Source organism: Thioclava sp. JE_KL1 (assembly GCF_009296265.1).
In the GTDB taxonomy this organism is placed as follows: Bacteria; Pseudomonadota; Alphaproteobacteria; order Rhodobacterales; family Rhodobacteraceae; genus Thioclava.
The window spans coordinates 416,374-436,656 of the sequence record NZ_WBJS01000002.1 but is presented as its reverse complement, the minus strand read 5'-3'; the positions used below and the strand labels follow the sequence as shown (position 1 = coordinate 436,656).

The 20,283-nt window shown below is 66.0% G+C and carries 16 protein-coding genes; 12 read left to right on the top strand and 4 right to left on the bottom strand.

What is annotated here, in order from left to right; all coding sequences use genetic code 11:
- From mrdA to F8R15_RS04860, 3 genes are read left to right on the top strand one after another with little or no spacing between them, the layout of a single operon-like run.
- A complete protein-coding gene (gene mrdA / locus F8R15_RS04870; RefSeq protein ID WP_152843774.1) occupies positions 1-1,950 on the top strand; it encodes a penicillin-binding protein 2 in 1,950 nt (649 codons plus the stop codon).
- Positions 1,947-3,092, top strand: coding sequence for a rod shape-determining protein RodA (gene rodA / locus F8R15_RS04865; protein ID WP_152843773.1), 1,146 nt, complete (start codon positions 1,947-1,949; stop codon positions 3,090-3,092). The genes mrdA and rodA overlap by 4 nt, the downstream gene beginning before the upstream one ends.
- Positions 3,089-4,030, top strand: a complete 942-nt coding sequence (locus F8R15_RS04860) for a glyoxylate/hydroxypyruvate reductase A (protein ID WP_152843772.1) — start codon at positions 3,089-3,091, stop codon at positions 4,028-4,030. Before rodA ends, F8R15_RS04860 begins: the two co-directional genes overlap by 4 nt.
- A 63-nt stretch (positions 4,031-4,093) precedes the next feature.
- Here F8R15_RS04860 and hisG read toward each other — a convergent pair whose 3' ends face one another.
- Genes hisG through hisS form a run of 3 tightly spaced genes read right to left on the bottom strand, consistent with a single transcriptional unit; the run spans position 4,094 to position 7,376 of the window.
- Complete coding sequence (hisG, locus tag F8R15_RS04855) at positions 4,094-4,807, bottom strand: ATP phosphoribosyltransferase (protein WP_244176591.1); 714 nt, start codon at positions 4,805-4,807, stop codon at positions 4,094-4,096.
- Positions 4,804-5,874, bottom strand: coding sequence for an ATP phosphoribosyltransferase regulatory subunit (locus tag F8R15_RS04850; RefSeq protein WP_152843771.1), 1,071 nt, complete (start codon positions 5,872-5,874; stop codon positions 4,804-4,806). Before F8R15_RS04850 ends, hisG begins: the two co-directional genes overlap by 4 nt.
- The gene (gene hisS / locus F8R15_RS04845; RefSeq protein ID WP_078520369.1) at positions 5,874-7,376 is read right to left on the bottom strand and encodes a histidine--tRNA ligase; all 1,503 of its coding nucleotides are present in this window, start codon (positions 7,374-7,376) and stop codon (positions 5,874-5,876) included. The genes F8R15_RS04850 and hisS overlap by 1 nt, the downstream gene beginning before the upstream one ends.
- A 75-nt stretch (positions 7,377-7,451) precedes the next feature.
- On the opposite strand from hisS, the gene F8R15_RS04840 reads away from it, so the two are divergent.
- Together F8R15_RS04840 and F8R15_RS04835 are read left to right on the top strand one after the other, a co-directional pair.
- Complete coding sequence (locus tag F8R15_RS04840; RefSeq protein WP_078548211.1) at positions 7,452-7,658, top strand: SlyX family protein; 207 nt, start codon at positions 7,452-7,454, stop codon at positions 7,656-7,658.
- A 35-nt stretch (positions 7,659-7,693) separates the two neighbouring features.
- A complete protein-coding gene (locus F8R15_RS04835; RefSeq protein WP_152843770.1) occupies positions 7,694-8,083 on the top strand; it encodes a hypothetical protein in 390 nt (129 codons plus the stop codon).
- Positions 8,084-8,086: 3 nt separating this feature from the next.
- On the opposite strand, the gene dnaE is transcribed toward F8R15_RS04835, so the two are convergent.
- A complete protein-coding gene (gene dnaE / locus F8R15_RS04830) occupies positions 8,087-11,587 on the bottom strand; it encodes a DNA polymerase III subunit alpha (protein ID WP_152843769.1) in 3,501 nt (1,166 codons plus the stop codon).
- Between the two features lie 245 nt (positions 11,588-11,832).
- On the opposite strand from dnaE, the gene xdhA reads away from it, so the two are divergent.
- The 7 genes from xdhA to F8R15_RS04795 are packed head-to-tail and all read left to right on the top strand — an operon-like array spanning position 11,833 to position 20,259.
- Positions 11,833-13,203 carry a xanthine dehydrogenase small subunit gene (xdhA, locus tag F8R15_RS04825; RefSeq protein ID WP_152843768.1) on the top strand — a complete coding sequence of 457 codons (1,371 nt, stop codon included), beginning with the start codon at positions 11,833-11,835 and terminating at the stop codon, positions 13,201-13,203.
- Positions 13,200-15,479 carry a xanthine dehydrogenase molybdopterin binding subunit gene (gene xdhB / locus F8R15_RS04820; protein WP_152843767.1) on the top strand — a complete coding sequence of 760 codons (2,280 nt, stop codon included), beginning with the start codon at positions 13,200-13,202 and terminating at the stop codon, positions 15,477-15,479. The genes xdhA and xdhB overlap by 4 nt, the downstream gene beginning before the upstream one ends.
- Positions 15,476-16,411: a xanthine dehydrogenase accessory protein XdhC gene (gene xdhC, locus F8R15_RS04815; protein WP_152843766.1), complete on the top strand. Its 936-nt coding sequence runs from the start codon at positions 15,476-15,478 to the stop codon at positions 16,409-16,411. The genes xdhB and xdhC overlap by 4 nt, the downstream gene beginning before the upstream one ends.
- Positions 16,408-17,922: an ABC transporter ATP-binding protein gene (locus F8R15_RS04810; protein ID WP_368731000.1), complete on the top strand. Its 1,515-nt coding sequence runs from the start codon at positions 16,408-16,410 to the stop codon at positions 17,920-17,922. The genes xdhC and F8R15_RS04810 overlap by 4 nt, the downstream gene beginning before the upstream one ends.
- Positions 17,919-18,998, top strand: a complete 1,080-nt coding sequence (locus F8R15_RS04805; RefSeq protein WP_078520376.1) for an ABC transporter permease — start codon at positions 17,919-17,921, stop codon at positions 18,996-18,998. The genes F8R15_RS04810 and F8R15_RS04805 overlap by 4 nt, the downstream gene beginning before the upstream one ends.
- A complete protein-coding gene (locus tag F8R15_RS04800; RefSeq protein ID WP_078570024.1) occupies positions 18,995-19,330 on the top strand; it encodes a hypothetical protein in 336 nt (111 codons plus the stop codon). Before F8R15_RS04805 ends, F8R15_RS04800 begins: the two co-directional genes overlap by 4 nt.
- The gene (locus F8R15_RS04795; RefSeq protein WP_078520378.1) at positions 19,327-20,259 is read left to right on the top strand and encodes an ABC transporter permease; all 933 of its coding nucleotides are present in this window, start codon (positions 19,327-19,329) and stop codon (positions 20,257-20,259) included. The genes F8R15_RS04800 and F8R15_RS04795 overlap by 4 nt, the downstream gene beginning before the upstream one ends.
- Positions 20,260-20,283 lie beyond the last annotated feature (24 nt).

Here is a 20,283-nt window from a genome sequence, read left to right as displayed (position 1 = left end):
ATGAGACGATCCCCGAAAGAGACCGAAGTCAGCACCCGCCGCATCACGCGACGCGGCTTGCTCTTGGGCGGCGCGCAGGCGGCGGTCGTGGCCGTGCTCGCGGCACGGATGCGCAAGATGCAGCTCGAAGACGCCAAGCAATACCGGCTGCTGGCCGAGGGCAACTCGGTGAAAATCCGGCTGATCCCGCCGGCGCGCGGTCTGATCTTCGATCGCAACGGGGTCATGCTGGCGGGCAACGAGCAGAATTACCGTGTCACGATCACCCGCGAGGATACCGACGACGTCGATGCGACGCTGGCCGCGTTGCGCCGTCTGATCCCGATCACCGATGGCGATACGAAAGACATCCTGCACGACATCCGCCGCCGCCCGCCGACGACGCCGGTCACGGTGGCCGACCGCCTGACATGGGACGAGTTCTCGCGCGTCGCGGTGAACGGCCCCTCGCTTCCCGGTGTCAGCCCCGATGTCGGCCTGTCGCGCCTTTATCCGCGCCGCGAGGATTTCGGCCATGTGATCGGCTATGTCGGCCCGGTCTCGGATTACGATCTGAGCAAGATGGAAGACCCCGACCCGCTGCTGCTGATCCCGAAATTCCAGCTTGGCAAAACCGGGATCGAGGCCAAAGAGGAAAGCGTGCTGCGCGGCGCGGCCGGTCAGCGGCGTGTCGAGGTGAACTCCGCCGGGCGTGAGATGCGCGAGCTGTCGCGCGAACCCGGCCAGCCCGGCGAGAACCTTCAGCTGACGCTCGATTATCGTCTGCAGAACTATGCGCTGCAGCGGCTGGAAGAAGAATCCGCCGCGACCGTGGTGATGGATGTGACCAATGGCGACGTGCTCGCCTGCGCCTCCGCACCGAGCTTCGATCCCAACCTTTTCGTGCGCGGGATCTCGGTCGCCGATTATCAGCGCCTCACGCAGGACGATCACCGCCCGCTGGCCGACAAGACCGTGCAGGGTCTCTACCCGCCGGGCTCGACCTACAAGATGGTCACCGCGCTCGCCGCGCTGGAGGCGGGGCTGGTGACGCCGGAGGAAACCATCTGGTGCCCCGGCTATGTCGAGATCGCGGGCCGCCGCTTCCACTGCTGGAAAGGCGCGGGCCATGGCCATGTGAACATGACCAAGAGCATGGAGCAGTCCTGCGACGTCTATTACTACGAACTGTCGCAGCGCGTCGGCATCGACAAGATGAGCGACATGGCCAAGCGTCTGGGCATCGGCGTCCGGCCCGACCTGCCGATGTCGGCGGTGAAGGAGGGCGTGGCCCCCACCAAGGACTGGAAGCGGGAGCGTTACGGCAAGGACTGGCTGATCGGCGACACCGCGAACGCGGCGATCGGTCAGGGCTATGTGCTGGCCTCGCCGATGCATCTCGCGATCATGGCGGCGCGCATCGCCAGCGGCAAGAAGGTCGAGCCGCGTCTGATCCGCGCCCGTGACGGGGTCGAGCAACCAATCCGCGTCACCGACGATCTGGGCGTCGAGAAGGTCTATCTCGACAGCGTGCGCAAGGGGATGACCGCAGTGGTGAACTCCTCGCGCGGCACCGCGCGCGGCTCGCGCATCGCGATGAAGGAATGGAAGATGGCGGGCAAGACCGGCACCTCCCAGGTCCGCAACATCACCAAGGCCGAACGCGCCCGCGGCGTGATCCGCAACGAGCAGCTTCCCTGGAACCGCCGCGACCACGCGCTCTTCGTGGCCTTCGCCCCCATCGACAATCCGCGCTACGCGGTCTCGGTCGTGGTCGAGCACGGCTCGGGCGGCTCGACGGCCGCCGCCCCGATCGCGCGCGACGTGTTGCTGTTCGCGCTGGCGGGCGGCCTGCCCCCGGACGATGCCTACCCGTCCTTCGCCCGCGCGAAGGCCAAGGAGCTGAACGAAACGCTCGATCTGGTCGACCCCGACACCGTGCAGAAGCCGCAATCGAGGTCGCGCGCATGAGCTATCTCGAGAGCAATCTCAAGACCGTCCCGACGGGATGGCGCAAGATCTTCTATCTGAACTGGCCGCTGGTGATCCTGCTGACGGCGGTGGCCTGCGCGGGCTTCCTGATGCTCTATTCGGTCGCGGGCGGGAATATCCACACCTGGGCCGAGCCGCAGATGAAGCGTTTCGCGCTCGGTATGATCGCGATGTTCACCGTCGCCTTCATCCCGGTCTGGTTCTGGCGCAATGTCTCGGCGCTGGCCTATTTCGTGGCGCTTTTGCTGCTGGTCGCGGTGGAGTTCTTCGGCGCGATCGGCATGGGCGCTCAGCGCTGGCTGGAGATCGGCCCGCTGCGCATCCAGCCCTCCGAGTTGATGAAGATCACCCTCGTGATGCTGCTGGCCGCCTATTACGACTGGCTGCCCGTCGAGAAGGTCTCGCGCCCGCTCTGGGTGTTCATTCCCGCGTTGATCATTCTTGCGCCCACCTTCCTCGTGCTGGCCCAGCCCGACCTCGGCACCGCCGTGATGCTGGTGCTGGGCGGGGCCTTCGTGATGTTCGCAGCCGGGGTGTCATTTTGGTACTTCGGCACCGTGATCGCGCTGGTCGTCGGGCTGGTCTTCGGCGTGATGGAAAGCCGCGGCACGGAGTACCAGCTGCTGCACGACTACCAGTACAAGCGGATCGACACCTTCCTCGATCCGGGCTCGGACCCGCTTGGCGCGGGCTACAACATCATGCAGGCGCAGATCGCGCTCGGCTCGGGCGGCTGGTCGGGGCGCGGCTTCATGCAGGGCACGCAAAGTCGGCTGAACTTCCTGCCCGAGAAGCACACGGACTTCATCTTCACCACGCTCGCCGAGGAGTTCGGCTTCGTCGGTGCCTTCTCCCTCCTGATGCTTTACACCGGCATCATCGGCTTTGCGCTTTACACCGCGATGGCAACGAAGGACCGCTTCGCATCACTCCTCAGTTTCGGGGTCGCGGGGACGTTCTTCTTCTTCTTCGCGATCAACATGGCGATGGTGATGGGGCTGATGCCCGTCGTGGGCGTTCCCTTGCCACTGGTGAGTTACGGGGGCACCGCCATGATGATCCTGCTCGCGGCCTTCGGGCTGGTGCAAAGCGCCCATGTCCATAGACCGAGGCAAAGATGATCCGCGTCCTTTTCGCCGACAAGCCCGAGAACTGGGCTCGTTACGAACGTCCACTCACCGAGGCCATCGCCGCGACCGACGTTGAGGCGCAGATCGTCCAGCCGGACGAGATCGACCCCGCGCAGGTCGACTACGTCGTCTATTCGCCGCAAGGCCCGGTGCAGGACTTCACCGCCTATACCGGCGCGAAGGCTGTGCTGAACCTCTGGGCCGGGGTCGAGCGCGTAGTCGGCAACGAGACCCTAACCCAGCCCCTGTGCCGGATGGTGGATGCGGGGCTGGAGCGCGGAATGGTCGACTATGTGACCGGCCATGTGCTGCGCTATCACCTCGGGATCGACGCGACCTTGGCGCAGCAAGACGGTGTCTGGCGCCATGACGGGGGCGTCCCGCCCCTTGCGCGGGACCGCTCGGTGGTGATGCTGGGCTTGGGCGCTTTGGGCAAGGCCTGCGCCGAAGCGCTGGCGGGTCTGGGCTTTGCGGTCACCGGCTGGAGCCGGTCGCCGAAAGACATCCCCGGGATCACCTGCCTGAGCGGCGATGACGGTCTTGCGGAGGCGCTGTCGCAGGCGGAGATCCTCGTCTCGATCCTGCCCGACACGCCCGAGACCACCGAGCTTCTGAACGCGGACACGCTGGCGCAGATGCCGAAAGGCGCGCGGATCATCAATCCGGGTCGCGGCACGCTGATCGACGATGACGCGCTGCTCGCGGCGCTGGATCGCGGCCAGATCGGGCACGCGACGCTCGACGTCTTCCGCGTCGAGCCCCTGCCCCCCGAACACCCCTATTGGGCGCATCCCCACGTGACGGTGACGCCCCACATCGCCGCCGAGAGCCGGGCAGAGACCGCGTCCGAAGTCATCGCGGAGAATATCCGGCGGGGCGAGGCCGGCGCGCCGTTCCTCTATCTCGTGGACCGATCGCGGGGCTATTGAGCGGCGCAGGCCGGGGGTTTCACACCCCCGGACCCCCGTGGGATATTTCGACCAAGAGGAAGATCAGAGCGTTGGCGCTGGCAGTCCGAGCTGCTGCGCGAGACCCGCAAGGCGGCTTTCCTGCCCCGACCAGTCGGCGGCGCGCGACGCAAACAGCGTCGCCTGAGACTGGTGGATCAGCCCGTCGGAGAGGATCTTCAGGTGGTTCGCGCGCAGCGTCTCGCCGCTCGAAGTGATGTCGGCCACGGCCTCGGCGGTGAGGTTCGCGATCGTGCCCTCGGTCGCGCCCTGACTGTCGACGAGCTGCCAGTCTGCCACGCCTTCGCGGGTCAGGAATTCGCGCACCAGCCGGTGGTATTTCGTGGCGATCCGCAGGCGGAAGCCGTGGGTGGCGCGGAAACGGTGGGCAGCGGCGTCGAGGTCTTCGAGGCTGTCCACATCCGACCAGCAGGCCGGCACCGCGATGATCAGATCGGCATGGCCGAAGCCCATCGGCGCGAGATCGGCGACCTGACTTTCCCAGTCGGCGAGCTTTTCGCGCACGAGATCGGAACCGGTGACGCCCAGATGGATACGTCCCGCCGCAAGTTCGCGCGGGATTTCTCCGGCCGACAGCAGTACGAGCTGCACGCCCTCGGCCCCTTCGACCGCGCCTGCATATTCGCGCTCCGACCCGGTGCGCTTGAGCGTGATGCCTGCTTGCGCAAACCAGTCGAAGGTCTTCTCCATCAGACGCCCCTTGGAGGGCACACCGAGTTTGATCATGGCCTCGCTCATGCTTGCGCCTCCAGATCGGACATCAGCCCCGCACGGATCACGCCGCCCACGGCGGGGATTTCGCGCCCCTGCCCCAGTTGCCGGGTCAGCGCGTCGTAGCGCCCACCGCTCGCGACCGGCGGCAGCGCCGGATCGGCTGCGGTGAAGGTGAAAACGAAGCCGTCGTAATATTCCATCGTCGAGCGGCCGTGGCTCGCGTCGAAGGTGATCGCGGCGAGGTCGATGCCGCGCGTGGCGAGCGCGTCGAGGCGCTTTTCGAGCCGCGCGATGGCGGGTTCGATTGCAACGATGTTCAGCGCGCGCAGGGCGGCAGGCGCCTGATCCGCAGCACAGCGCAATTCTGCAAGCTTACCCATCGCGGCGACCGCATCGGTCGGGATCGGCGCGGCGGCGGCATCGGCGGCCAGCGTGGCGATCCGCGCCTCCATCTCCTCGCGCGAGCGCAACCCGATCCACGGCGCGCCGGAGCGTTGGCCCGTCAGCAGATCGGCGCGGGCTTTCGGCACCTCGACCTGCCCCGAATAGCGCGCAAGCAGATGCTGGAAGCGCTTGGGACGCCAGATGTGACGCGCAAGCGCGGCCTTGCGCTCGGGCAGCGTATCCAGCCCGTCGACGGCGGCGCGCAGTAGGCCCATATCGCCGATCGTGGCGGACAGGTTCAGCTTGGCGAGAAGCCCCGCGAACAGCGCGAAGACCTCGGCATCTGCGGCTTCGGGATCGGCGCGGTCGAAGATTTCGAACCCGGCCTGAAAATACTCATTGGCGCGCGCGGGGCCGCGATGATCCTGACGGCGGAAGACCTCGCCCGCATATGCGTAGCGCGCGGGCTCGGCGCCGTTGGCCATGTGCTCCTGCACCACCGGCACGGTGAAATCCGGGCGCAGCATCATCTCGCCGCGCAGCGGGTCGGCGGTGACATAGGCGCGGGCGCGGATATCCTCGCCATAAAGGTCGAGAAGCGCCTCGGCGGGTTGCAGGATGTCAGGCGTGACCTCGACCGCACCCGCTTTGAGGAATTGCTCCAGCAGGCGGCTTGCCTGCGCCCGCGCTTGCGCCTTGTCCGCCATCACTCGGCCTCGTAGCGTGCAAGGATCTCTTGCACTTTTGCGACCATTTCCCCGGTCGGAACCTCGAATTGCGCCGGTTGGGATTTCCATTCTTCAACCGTCGCGTCCTGCGCGATCTTCGCGCCGAGGATCAGGTCCTTGATCTGGACAACGCCGCGTTCGGCCTCGTCCGAGCCTTGGATGATCGCCACGGGGCTTTCGCGTTTATCGGCATATTTCAACTGGTTACCGAAGTTCTTCGGGTTGCCCAGATAGACCTCGGCGCGCAGCCCTGCCCCGCGCAGCGTGGAGGCCAGCGCCATGTATTCGGCCATCCGGTCGCGATCCATCACGGTCACGACGACCGGGCCCTGCGCGGAGCCCCCGATGCGGCCCTTGGCGCGCAGCGCGGCCAGCAGGCGGTCGACGCCGATCGAGACGCCGGTGGCCGGAACGACCTGACCGGTGAAGCGCTTGACCAGATCGTCATAGCGCCCGCCGCCTGCGACCGAGCCGAATTGACGCGGGCGGCCCTTTTCGTCGGTGATCTCGAAGGTCAGCTCGGCCTCGAAAACCGGGCCGGTGTAATAGCCCAGACCGCGAACGACCGAGGGGTCGATCACGATGCGGTCGGGACCGTAGCCCTGCGCGTCGAGAAGCGAGGCGATCTGCTCCAGCTCATCCACGCCTTCCGCACCCAGCGCCGAGCCTTCGACCAGTTCGCGCAGCCGCGCGACGGTGGCGGCGTTGTCTTCGCGCTTGGCCTCCATGAAGCCCATGACCGTATCGGCCTGTGCCTCGGACAGCCCCGCGCCCTTGGTGAAGTCGCCGGAGTCGTCCAGACGCCCCTCGCCCATCAGAAGGCGCACGCCCTCCTCACCAAACTTGTCGAACTTGTCGATGGCGCGCAGGACGATGCCGCGCTCTTCCTCGAACTTGGCCGGATCGGCCGGATCCAGAACGCCCGCGACTTCCATCACGCCGTTCAGAACCTTGCGGTTGTTCACCCGCACCACGTAATCGCCGCGCGGGATGCCGACCGCCTCCAACGCGTCCGAAAGCATGCCGCAGATTTCGGCATCGGCCGCCACGGACGGCGCGCCCACGGTATCGGCATCGCATTGATAGAACTGGCGGAACCGGCCCGGACCGGGCTTTTCGTTGCGCCAGACGGGACCCATCGTGAAGCGACGATAGGGCGTCGGCAGATCGTTGCGATATTGCGCAGCGACGCGGGCCAGCGGCGCCGTCATGTCGTAGCGCAGCGCCAGCCACTTGCCGTCATCTTCCTCCTGCCACGCGAAGACGCCCGCGTTCGGGCGGTCCACATCGGGGAGGTATTTACCCAGTGCCTCGACCGTCTCGATGGCCGAAGTTTCCAGCGCCTCGAAGCCATGCGTGCGATAGACCTCTGCGATCTTCGCCAGCATATCGGCCCGCTCGGTCACCTCCGTCCCGAAATAATCGCGGAAGCCCTTCGGGGCCTCTGCCTTGGGACGGGGCTGCTTTTTCTGTTTCGCCATCGGCTTGCACCTGATCTTATCTCGCGCGAGGGTGTAGCCCAAGGGGCTGGCCCCGGCAAGCAATAGGAACGGCAGATGCAGGAACGGCTGGAACGGGCGGAAGAACAGATCGCCTATCTGACGCAAACGGTGGACGAGCTGTCCGATGTCGCGGCCGCGCAGGCGCGTCAGATCGAACGGCTGGAACGCCATCTGGGCCTGCTGATGGAACGCGAGGCCGAGCGCGAATATGACAGCGGCAGCGCGATCCCTCTGGCCGACCAGAAACCGCCGCACTGGTAATGGATGCGGCGCTCTGGGGGCTGAACGGTGTTTTCGTGAGTGCCCAAGCGCTCATCTACACCGCTTTGCTGATCTGGCCCCCGGGCATCGACCTTCGTTCGACACTCGACCGGTTCGAGCTGTGGCAGGGCAGCGGCATCCTCGCGATGCAGGTGTTCTTCGCCGTGCCGCTGATGTGCGGGCTGATCTGGCGGCTGCGCAGCCATCGGCAGGCCATGATTTTGGTCTCAATGAGTTTTCTGGCAACCGCCGTGCTGGGCGCGGCGGCGTGGCTGGAGATGGGCATGATCTCCGGTGCGGTGCGCGACGGGATCAACGAGCCCGATCTGCTGCGCGGCGTGGCGCTGCTGCGCTGGGGCGAGTTCGCCACCGCCCTTGCCGCCGCGATCGCGCTGCGACTGGCATGGGTGGCGCGCAGCCTGTGAGGCTCAGACCTCTTCGACCTCGCTCACCCCGCGCAAAGAGCGCAACGCGCCTTTCACCTGAGCATTGACCGGCGCCTCGGGCATCGCGGTGATCTGGTAGCGGCAGCCACGCTCATTGTCATAGACCATGAAGCTGATCGGACCGCGCGAATGCACCTTCCCTTCGCGGGCGACCCGCTCGACGAGGCTCGCGACAGAGGCGACCGCGTCATTGTTGTCGATATGCACCAGAAGCCCCGACGAGCCCGCATCCGCCGTCGCCTTCTCCACGGTCTGGGCGGAGGTGGCGACCATACGCACCGACTCGCCATCCACCTCGACCTTCACGGTCAGCACCAGAAGGTTGCCGGTTTCCAGCACATCGCGGCAGGCTTCCAGCGCCTCCGACCAGAAGGCGACCTCGTAGGGCCCGGACGCATCCGACAGCGCGACGAAGGCGAAGCGGTTGCCCTTGGCGGATTTCTTCTCGCGCACCGAGGCGACCTCCCCCGCGATCTTGGTCACGAAAGGACCGCCTACGGCCTTTTGCTGCACCTCTTCCCAGCTCAGCACCTTCTTACGCTTGAGCGCGGGCAGGTAATCCTCGATCGGGTGGCCCGAGAGGTAGAAGCCGATGGCCTTGTGTTCTTCGGCCAGACGCTCGCCCGGCAGCCAGTCGTCGGTATCGGCCAGACGCGGCGGCGGCAGATCGTCGCCCGCCTCGCCGAACAGCGACACCTGCGCCGACTCGCGCGCCTCTATCACCGCGCCCGACCACGCCATCAGCGATTCCAGCGACTCGAAGACGCGCTTGCGGTTCGGATCGAGGAGATCGAAGGCTCCGGCCCGCGCCAGCATCTCCAGCGGGCGCTTGCCCACCCGCTTCATGTCCACGCGCCGCGCGAAATCGAACAGGTCCGTGAAGGGCTCGTCGCCGCGCGCGGTCACGATCATCTGCATCGCGTCCGCGCCGACATTCTTCAGCGCGCCCAGCGCATAGACCAGTTTCTGATCGACCACGTCGAAGGTCGAAAGCGAGCGGTTCACGCAAGGCGGAATGATCTCGATCCCGAGCTTCTTCTGCACCTCGTCGGCATAAATCGCGAGCTTGTCGGTCAGATGAATATCGCAATTCATCACGCCGCCCATGAACTCGACCGCGTGGTTCGCCTTCAGCCAGCCGGTGTAATAGGACACCACCGCGTACGCCGCGGCGTGGGATTTGTTGAAGCCGTAGTTGGCGAATTTCTCCAGAAGGTCGAACACCTCGGAGGCCTTCTTCTTGTCGACTCCGTTCTTGGCCGCGCCCGCCTCGAATTTCGGGCGCTCGGCGTCCATCGCCTCCTTGATCTTCTTACCCATCGCGCGACGGAGAAGGTCTGCGCCGCCAAGCGAGTAGCCCCCCATGACCTGCGCGATCTGCATCACCTGCTCCTGATAGACGATGATGCCCTGCGTCTCTTCGAGGATATGGTCGATGGTCGGGTGGACCGAGGTGATCTTCTTGAGCCCGTTCTTCACCTCGCAATAGGTGGGGATGTTCTCCATCGGACCGGGACGATACAGCGCCACGAGCGCGACGATGTCCTCGATACAGGTGGGCTTCATCTGGCGCAGGGCCGATTTCATGCCCTCCGATTCCACCTGGAACACGGCGACCGTCTTGGCGTCGGCGTAGAGTTTGTAGGTCTTCTCGTCATCCAGCGGGATCGCGTTGATATGGTTCTCAGCGCCCTCGGCAGGCTCGTAGAGCTGGTTGCCGGCGGCATCCACATGCAGCGGACGGCCCGATTTGAAAATCAGCTCCATCGCAGAGCGGATCACCGTCAGCGTCTTCAGGCCGAGGAAGTCGAACTTCACCAGACCCGCCTGTTCGACCCATTTCATGTTGAACTGGGTCGCGGGCATGTCCGAGCGCGGATCCTGATAGAGCGGCACCAGCTCGTCGATCGGACGGTCGCCGATCACGACGCCCGCCGCGTGGGTAGAGGCGTTCCGCAGCAGCCCTTCGATCGCCTTCGCGTAATCGAGAAGCCGTGCCACGACCTCTTCGTTGCGGGCCGCTTCGCGCAGACGCGGCTCGTCGGCCAGCGCCTTCTCGATGCTGACGGGCTTCACGCCCTCGACTGGGATCAGCTTCGAGAGCTTGTCGACCTGCCCGTAGGACATCTGCAAGACCCGGCCCACGTCGCGCACAGCGGCCTTGGACAGAAGCGCACCGAAGGTGATGATCTGGCCCACCTTTTCGCGCCCGTATTTATTCTGAACATATTGGATCACCTCCTCGCGGCGATCCATGCAGAAGTCGATGTCGAAGTCCGGCATCGAGACACGTTCGGGGTTGAGGAAGCGTTCGAACAGAAGCGAATAGCGCAGCGGATCAAGGTCGGTAATGGTCAGCGCGTAAGCCACGAGCGAACCCGCACCCGAGCCCCGCCCCGGCCCGACCGGAATGTCGTGATCCTTGGCCCATTTGATGAAGTCGGCAACGATCAGGAAGTAGCCCGGGAAGCCCATCTGTTCGATGATATCGAGCTCGAATTGCAGACGTTTCTCGTAATCTTCGACCGGGGCTGCATGCGGGATCACGTCAAGACGGTTGCGCAACCCGTCCCATGCCTGACGCCGCAGTTCCTCCACCTCGTCATCTGCGAATTTCGGCAGGATCGGCGCGCGCTTGTAGGTCGAGAAAGCGCAGCGTTTCGCGATCTCGACGGTGTTCTCCACCGCTTCGGGCAGATCGGCGAAAAGCGCGACCATCTCGCCTTCGGATTTGAAATAGTGCTGCGGGGTCAGACGCCGACGCGGCTCGATCTGATCGACATAGGCACCTTCCGCGATACAGATCATCGCGTCATGGGCCTCGTAGATCGCGGGCTTCGGGAAATAGACGTCGTTCGTGGCGACCAGCGGCAGGCCCAGCTCATAGGCCCATTCGACGAAGGGCCGCTCGGTCGCAATCTCGGCCTCGGTCAGCGTGCCGCCCTCGCCCGGGTGGCGCTGCAATTCGACATAGAGGCGGCTCGGGAAGATTCCGGCAAGCTGTTGCAGCAGCGCCTTGGCGCGATCCTTCGCGCCGTTCCGGATCAGCCGCCCGACCGGGCCGTCTGGGCCGCCCGAAAGGCAGATCAGCCCCTCGGAATAACGCTCGAGCTCTTCCAACGTGACCTGAACCAGCGCCCCGTGCTTGTCGAGATAGAGGCACGAGTTCAGCTTCATCAGGTTCTCGTAGCCGCGCTCGGTCTGGGCCAGCAGAACGATCGGGGCGGGCAGGCGCGGACGCTCGCCCGGCTTGGCCGGATCGAACTCCAGCGAGACCTGACAGCCGACGATCGGCTGCAGCCCCGCCCCCGTCGCGGTCACGGAAAACTCGAGCGCCGCGAACATGTTGTTCGTGTCGGTCACGGCGACGGCGGGCATCTTCGCCGACTCGCACATCTTCACGAGTTTCTTGGTGGGCACAGCGCCTTCGAGCAGGGAATACTCGGTATGGACGCGCAGATGAATGAATCGGGGGCTGGTCATGCCACCAGATTTAGCGGGTAGCAGCGCCCCGCGCCAGCCTCTCGCCGCGTCCTCCTGACGCTTTGCGCTCGACCACTCGGCGCAGCTTGGCGCCCAATTCTTGATCACCGGATCAAGTTTCGGGCAACGCACCGCCGCGAATCCCTTGCCAAAACCTGTCCGCATCGGCTTTGCTGGGCCGGTCCCGTTCTACGCCGCATCGAGGGGGACCGCAGGGACGACTGGTAAGGCGGCGGATTTTTCGTATGGAGATCACGTTTCTTCTCAATGGAGAAACCCGGACGGTGACGCTTACCGATCCGACGCAATCTGTGCTCGACTGGCTGCGCGCCGAGGGGCTGACCGGCACCAAGGAGGGCTGCAACGAGGGCGATTGCGGGGCCTGCTCGGTCATCGTGACCGACGCGGAGGGCGCCAAACCGCTCAATGCCTGCCTGATGATGATGCCCCATCTGCACGGGCGCGCGCTGCGCACCGTCGAGGGCGTTGCCGGGCCGAAGGGCGAGCTGCACCCGGTCCAGCAGGCGATGGTCGATCATCACGGCTCGCAATGCGGCTTCTGCACGCCCGGTTTCATCGCCTCGATGGCCGCCGGGCATCTGAACGGGCGCCGCGATCACGACGATCTGCTCGCCGGGAACCTGTGCCGCTGCACCGGCTACGCGCCGATCATCCGCGCCGCCGAGGCTGCGCAGAACGAGGCCGTGCCCGCATGGATGCATGACACGGTTCCCGATCTCGCGGAGATCGCGCCAAAGGCCGATAACGTCTTCCTGCCCGACAGCGCGGATACGCTGGCGGAGTGGTATGTCGCCCATCCCGACGCCACGCTGATCGCGGGCGCGACCGATGTGGGGCTCTGGGTCACGAAACAGCTGCGCGAGCTGAAAGAGGTCGCCTTCCTCAACAACTGCACGGACTTGCAGAGCATCGAGGAAACCGACAACCGCTACATCGTCGGCGCGGGCGTCACCCTCGCCGCGTTGCGCGAGACGATCCGCGACACGCTCCCGAGCTTTGCCGAATTGCTCCGCCGTTTCGCCTCCGAACAGGTACGTCAGGCGGCGACCATCGGCGGCAATATCGCCAACGGCTCGCCCATCGGCGACAGCCCTCCCGTCCTGATCGCGATGGGTGCGGAGCTGACGCTGCGCAAGGGAGAGGCGCGCCGCACCATCCCGCTGGAGAGCTTCTTCCTCGACTACGGCAAACAGGACCGCGCGCCCGGCGAATTCGTCGAAAGCGTCAGCTTCCCGAAATCCGCGCCCGATCTGGCCTGTTACAAACTGTCGAAACGCTTCGATCAGGACATTTCCGCCGTCTGTGGCGCGCTGAATATCCCACGCGATGGCGACAAGATAGGCGCTCCGCGCATCGCCTTTGGTGGCATGGCGGGCATCCCGAAGCGCGCGGCGGCTTTGGAGGCCGCGCTGGAAGGTCAGCCCTTCACCGAAGAGGCGATCACGGCCGCCCTGCCCGCGCTGGAGCAGGACTTCACGCCGCTCACCGACATGCGCGCCTCGGATACCTACCGGATGGAGGCCGCCAAGGCGATGCTGATCCGCTACGTCCGCAATGCCCAAGGCGCCCCCTCCATTCTGGAGGTGCAACCATGAGCGTCGGCACCAAGAAACCCCACGATTCCGCGCAGTTGCACGTCACCGGCGCGGCGCGCTACGTCGATGACATCCCCTGCCCCGGCAACACGTTGCACCTCGCCTTCGGCCTCTCGACCGAGGCCCATGCCGAGATCAAAGCGCTCGATCTGAGCGCGGTGCGCGCAGCGCCCGGTGTCGTCGCGGTGCTCACCGCCGAGGACATGCCGTTTGCCAACAATGCCTCGCCCGCACCCGAGCCCGAACCGGTTCTGGCGGAGGGGGTCGTGCATTTCGTCGGCCAGCCGATCTTCGTGGTCGCAGCGACCAGCCATCATGCGGCCCGCAAGGCGGCGCGGTTGGCGAAGGTCGACTACACACCGCGTCCGGCGATTCTGACGGTCGAACAGGCGCTCGACGCGAACAGCCATTTCGAAGGCGGCCCGGTCACCTGGGCGCGCGGCGATACCGGCAAAGGCTTCGCGCAGGCCGAGCATATCGTCGAAGGCAGCTTCGACATGGGCGGGCAGGAGCACTTCTACCTCGAAGGTCAGGCCGCCCTCGCGCTGCCTGACGATCAGGGGATGGTGATCCGCTGCTCCTCACAGCACCCGTCGGAAATCCAGCACAAGGTGGCCGACGCGTTGGGCTGCGCGATGCATGACGTCCGGGTGGAGATGCGCCGGATGGGCGGCGGCTTCGGCGGCAAGGAGAGCCAGGGCAACGCGCTCGCCATCGCCTGCGCCGTGGTCGCGCGTGCCACCGGGCGGCCCTGCAAGATGCGCTACGACCGCGATGACGACATGGTCATCACCGGCAAGCGCCATGATTTCCGGATCAAGTATCGGCTCGGCGCAGATGCCGAGGGCAAGATCGTTGCGGCCGAGTTCACCCATCTCGCCCGCTGCGGCTGGTCGCCCGATCTCAGCCTGCCGGTCTGCGACCGCGCGATGCTGCATACCGACAGCTCTTATTACCTGCCGAATGTGAAAATCGAGAGCCACCGGCTGCGCACCAACACCCAAAGCGCGACGGCCTTCCGGGGCTTCGGCGGGCCGCAGGGCATGATCGGAACGGAAGCCGCGCTCGATCACCTCGCCCATGTGATGGGGATCGAGCCGCTCGATCTGCGCAAGCGCAACTATTACGACCCCGAGGGCGGGCAGAGCACCCATTACGGCCAGCCGGTCGAGGACTTCATCCTGCCCGAGATCACCGAGCGGTTGGAGAAATCCGCCGAGTTCGCGGCCCGCAAGGCCCGCGTGGCCGAATGGAACGCCGCCAATATGACCCTGAAGCGCGGCATTTCGCTGACGCCGGTGAAGTTCGGCATCTCCTTCACGCTGACCCAGCTCAACCAGGCGGGAGCGCTGGTGCATGTCTATGCCGACGGCTCGATCCAGCTGAACCACGGCGGGACGGAGATGGGTCAGGGCCTGCATCGCAAAGTCTGTCAGGTCGCGGCCTCGGTCTTCGGCGTGACGGATGAGGATGTGCGCATCACCGCCACGGCCACCGATAAGGTGCCCAACACATCCGCGACGGCGGCCTCCTCCGGGGCCGATCTGAACGGCATGGCGGTGAAGGCCGCCTGCGAGACGATCAAGGCGCGGCTGGCGGGTTTCATGGCCGAAAGCGCTGGCGTTGCGGTGGAAGACGTGACGTTTGCCGATGGCGAGGTGCGCGCGGGCGATCATGCCCTGCCCTTCGCAAAGCTGGTGAAGCTGGCATATGAGGCGCGGGTGTCGCTCTCCTCGACGGGCTTCTATGCCACGCCGAAGATCAGCTGGGACCGGATCAAGGGTCAGGGCCGCCCGTTCTTCTACTTCGCCTATGGCGCGGCGGTGACCGAGGTGGTGATCGACACGCTGACCGGCGAGAACCGCATCCTGCGCACCGACATCCTGCATGATGCAGGCACTTCGCTGAACCCGGCGATCGACATCGGACAGATCGAGGGCGGCTACGTGCAGGGCGCGGGGTGGCTGACTACCGAGGAACTGGTCTGGGACGACAAGGGGCGTCTGCGCACCCATGCGCCTTCGACCTACAAGATTCCCGCCTGCTCGGACCGCCCGCGCGTTTTCAACGTCGCGCTCTGGGACGAGCCGAACCGGGAGGACACGATCTACCGTTCCAAGGCGGTGGGCGAGCCGCCCTTCATGCTGGCGATCTCGGCTTTCCTCGCGCTGCAGGATGCGTGCAAATCCTGCGGGCCGCACTGGCCCGATCTGCAGGCGCCCGCCACGCCCGAGGCGGTTCTGGCTGCCGTGCACCGGGCAAGGGGGGACGCATGAGCCTCGATCCCGCAGCCCTCGCCCGCGCGGCAGACCGCGGAGCCTTCACCCGTGTCGTGGTCGCGCGCGCTCAAGGCTCCACCCCGCGCGAAGACGGGGCGGAGATGCTGGTCTGGGCGGATCATGTCGAAGGCACGATCGGCGGTGGCGCGCTGGAATTCTCCGCCATCGCGAAGGCGCGGGGCGGGCTGACGGGGATCGAGAAAATCCCGCTGGGCCCCGCGATGAACCAGTGCTGCGGCGGGGCCGTGGTGCTGGGCTACGAGCGGATGGACCGGACCACCGTCGCGCAGATCACGGGCGATTGGCACGCACGCCCTCTGACGCCGGGTACGCCCGAGCCGCTGGCCGTCACCCGCGCGCTGGCTCGCGCCCGCGATCGCGGCGAGACGCCGCCGCTGCTGGTCGAGAACTGGCTGATCGAACGCGTCGCGCCGCCGCCCAGCCCGATCTGGGTCTGGGGCGCAGGCCATGTCGGGCGCGCGCTGATCGGGGCGCTGAGCCCCCTTCCCGGCCTCGCGCTATTCTGGGCCGATAGCGGGGCGGAGCGGTTTCCCGACATGATACCCGAAGGCGTCACACCGCTGATCGCCGAGAACCCGGCCGATCTGGTCTCCCTCGCGCCTACTGAGGCCCGCCACTTCGTGCTGACCTATTCACATTCTCTCGATTTGGAGCTTTGCCACCGACTGCTCGCCCATGGCTTCGGCGGGCTCGGCCTGATCGGGTCGGACAGCAAATGGGTCCGCTTCCGCAAGCGCCTCGCCGCGCTCGGTCATTCGGATGCACAAATTTCGCGCATTGCCTGCCCGATAGGCGATCCGACCTTGGGGAAGCATCCTCAAGCCATTGCCCTTGGGGTAGCGACCGGGCTAGTGAAAGAGCTGAACGCCGCGCAAGCGGCGACGGGGAAAGGGAAACGCGCCGGGTGACGGAGCTGCTCAAGATCGACGGGCTGACGAAAGCCTATCCTGGGGTCGTGGCCAATGACGGCGTCGGCTTCTCGGTGCGTCCGGGCGAAGTCCACGCCTTGCTGGGCGAAAACGGCGCCGGCAAATCGACGCTTGTGAAGATGATCTACGGGCTGGTGAAGCCTGATTCCGGCACGATGCACTTCGCGGGCCAGTCCTTCGCGCCCGCCGATCCGCGCGCCGCGCGCGCTGCGGGTGTCGCGATGGTGTTCCAGCATTTCTCGCTTTTCGAGGCGCTTAACGTGGCCGAGAACGTGGCCCTTGGCATGGAAAACCCGCCGCCGATGCGCCAGCTTGCCAAGCGTATCCGCGAGATTTCCACCGCCTACGGCCTGCCGCTGGACCCCGCGCGACTGGTGGGCGACCTCTCTGCAGGCGAGCGTCAACGCGTCGAGATCGTGCGCTGTCTGCTGCAGGACCCGAAGCTTCTGATCATGGACGAGCCGACCTCGGTTCTGACGCCGCAGGAGGTGGAGATTCTGTTCCACACCCTGCGCAAGCTCTCCGCCGAGGGCACTGCGATCCTCTATATCAGCCACAAGCTCGAAGAGATCCGCACGCTTTGCGAAGGCGCGACGATCCTGCGCGCGGGCAAGGTAGTGGCGAGCTGCAACCCGCGCGAGAAGACCGCGCGAGAGCTGGCCGAGCTGATGGTCGGCGCGGAACTGAAGGTGACCGACCGGGCCGAGCGCAAGCTGGGCGATGTCGTGCTGAAAGTCTCGGGCCTGTCGCTCGCGCCGCTGTCGCAGTTCGGCCCCTCGCTGAAGGATCTGAGCCTGGAGCTGCGCGCGGGCGAGGTGCTGGGCATCGGCGGCGTCGCGGGCAACGGGCAGGAAGAACTGCTGGCGACCCTGTCGGGCGAGCGCCCCTCCGCCCTCGGCACGGTCAGCCTGATGGGCGAGGACATCTCCGGCCTCGGGCCCAATCCACGCCGCGCGAAGGGGTTGCTGGCCGCGCCCGAAGAACGGCTGGGCCATGCCGCCGTCCCCGCGATGAGCCTGACCGAGAACGCGATCCTCACCGGGACGATGCGCAAACCGCTGACCCGCAACGGCTTCGTCGATCAGGGCGCGGCAAAGACCTTCGCCGACGAGATCATTCAGGCCTTCGACGTGCGCACGCCGGGTTCGCATGTCGCGGCCCGCGCGCTTTCGGGCGGCAATCTGCAGAAATACGTGATCGGCCGCGAGGTACTGCAAAACCCCGCCGTTCTGGTGGTGAACCAACCGACATGGGGCGTCGATGCCGCAGCCGCCGCGTCGATCCGGCAGGCGCTGCTGGACCTCGCGGCGAAAGGCGCTGCGGTGATCGCGATCAGCCAGGACCTCGATGAGCTTATGGAAATCTCCGACCGCTTCTCGGCGCTGAACGAAGGCCGCCTGAGCGCCTCGCGCCCGACGCAAGGGCTGACGATCGAAGAGATCGGCATGATGCTGGGCGGTGCGCACGGGATGCAGGAGGCCGCGGTATGATCACCCTCGTTCGGCGCCCCACCCCGTCGCAATTCTGGTCCTACGCGACCCCGCTCCTCGCCGTGATCGCCACCATGATCGCGGGCGGAATCCTGTTCGCGATACTGGGCAAGCACCCGGTCGAGGCGATCCGCGTGATCTTCTGGGACCCGCTCTTTGGGGGCAATGCCAGCTATTTCCGTGGCCAGCTTCTGGTCAAGGCCGGGCCGCTGATCCTGATCGCCTGCGGGCTCGCCGTGGGCTTTCGCGCGGGCATCTGGAATATCGGCGCCGAAGGGCAATACATCATGGGGGCGCTGTTCTCGGCATGGCTGGCGCTGAAGATGTACCCGGCTGAGAGCCACTGGCTGTTCCCGGCGATGATCGTGCTGGGCGCGCTTGGCGGCTTTCTCTGGGCGATGATCCCGGCGGTGCTGAAGGTGCTGTTCGGCACCTCGGAAATTCTCGTCTCGCTGATGCTGGTCTACGTGGCCGAGAACCTGCTGGCCTATATGGCTTTCGGCCCGCTCAAGAACCCTGAGGGCTTCGGCTTCCCCGGCTCGCGCAACCTGCAAGACTACCCCTCGGCCTTCAACCACGAGCTGATTGAAGGCACGGGGATGCATTGGGGCGTCGTCGCGGCGCTGATCGCGGTGATCTTCACTTACGGCCTGATGCACCGCCATATCACCGGCTTCCGCATCCGTGTCGCGGGCGAGGCTCCGCGGGCTGCGCGCTTCGCAGGCGTGATCCCGGCGCGGCTGGTGATGCTCGGGCTTGGCATGGGCGGCGCGTTCGCAGGCCTGGCGGGCATGTTCGAAGTCTCCGGCCCCTCGGGTCAGATCACCGACAGTTTCAACGTGGGCTACGGCTTCACCGCAATCATCGTGGCCTTCCTTGGCCGCCTGCATCCGATCGGCATTCTGCTGGCGGGGCTTTTGATGGCGCTGACCTATATCGGGGGCGACATGGCGCAGTTGATGCTCGGCCTGCCCTCGGCGGCGATTCAGGTCTTCCAGGGGATGCTGCTGTTCTTCCTGCTGGCCTTCGACGTGCTGACCAATTTCCGCATCCGCTTCGGGAGGGTCGCGGCATGACGCAAAAACTCCCCTCGCTGCGCCTGATGATCATCTTCCTTGGCGGCACCGTCATGGGACTTGGCCTGTACTACCTGCTCGCGGTGGCGCAGGCGTTCTGGGCCTTCGTCGTGATCGGCGTGGTGATGATGGTGGTGTTCGAGCTGGCGCTGGGAGCCTCACGGGCGGTGATCTACCGTATCGGCGCGCGCCCTGACAGCGAAGAGCCCCGCCGCCCCACCCTGCATGGACGCGAGCGTTACGCCTCTGTGGCCGGGCTCGTCGTCGGCCTCGTCGGCGGCTATCTGGCCTGGGGGCCGGTTCTGTTCTGGGGACATGGAGGCGCACTATGATCGTGGGCGGCATCGATATCATCACCCTGACGGCGACGCTGATGGGCGCATCGACCCCGGTTCTGCTGGCCGCGACCGGCGAACTGGTCGCCGAGAAATCGGGCGTGCTCAACCTCGGCGTCGAGGGGATGATGATCATGGGCGCGGTTGCAGGCTTCGCCGCCGCCGTCGCCACCGGCAGCCCGGTTCTGGGCTTCCTGATGGGCGCGATCGCCGGTGCCTTGCTGGCGACGCTTTTTGCCTTCCTGACGCAGAAGCTGCTGTCGAACCAGGTCGCGACGGGCCTTGCGCTGACGCTGTTCGGGCTTGGCCTGAGCGCGCTGATCGGCAAGGGCTACGAGGGTGTGCGCCCGCCGCCGACGGCCAAGATCGATTTCGGGCCGCTCTCGGATATTCCGGTGCTGGGCCGAATCCTGTTCTCGCATGACTGGATCGTCTATCTCTCGCTGATCCTCGTCGCGGTGGTCTGGTACGTGCTGCGCTCCACCCGCGCCGGGCTGATCCTGCGTGCGGTCGGCGAGAGCCATGACGCCGCCCACGCGCTGGGATACCGCGTCGTCGCCGTGCGCTTCGCCGCGCTCGCCTTCGGCGGGGCGCTGGCCGGTCTGGGCGGCGCCTATCTCAGCCTCGTGCGCGTGCCGCAATGGACCGAAGGCATGACCGCAGGCGCGGGCTGGATCGCTCTGGCCATCGTCGTCTTCGCAAGCTGGCGCCCGTGGCGGGTGCTGCTGGGGGCTTACCTCTTCGGCGGCATCACCGCGCTGCAGCTGCAATTGCAGGCCGCAGGCTACGCGATCCCGGTGCATATCCTCTCGATGGCCCCTTACGTCATCACCATCGTGGTGCTGGTCATCCTGTCCGCCATTCACCGCCACGGCGTGCAGGCCGCCCCTGCCAGCCTCGGCAAGTCTTTCCACGCCTCGAGCTGAGGCATCTCTCGAAGGGCCCCATCA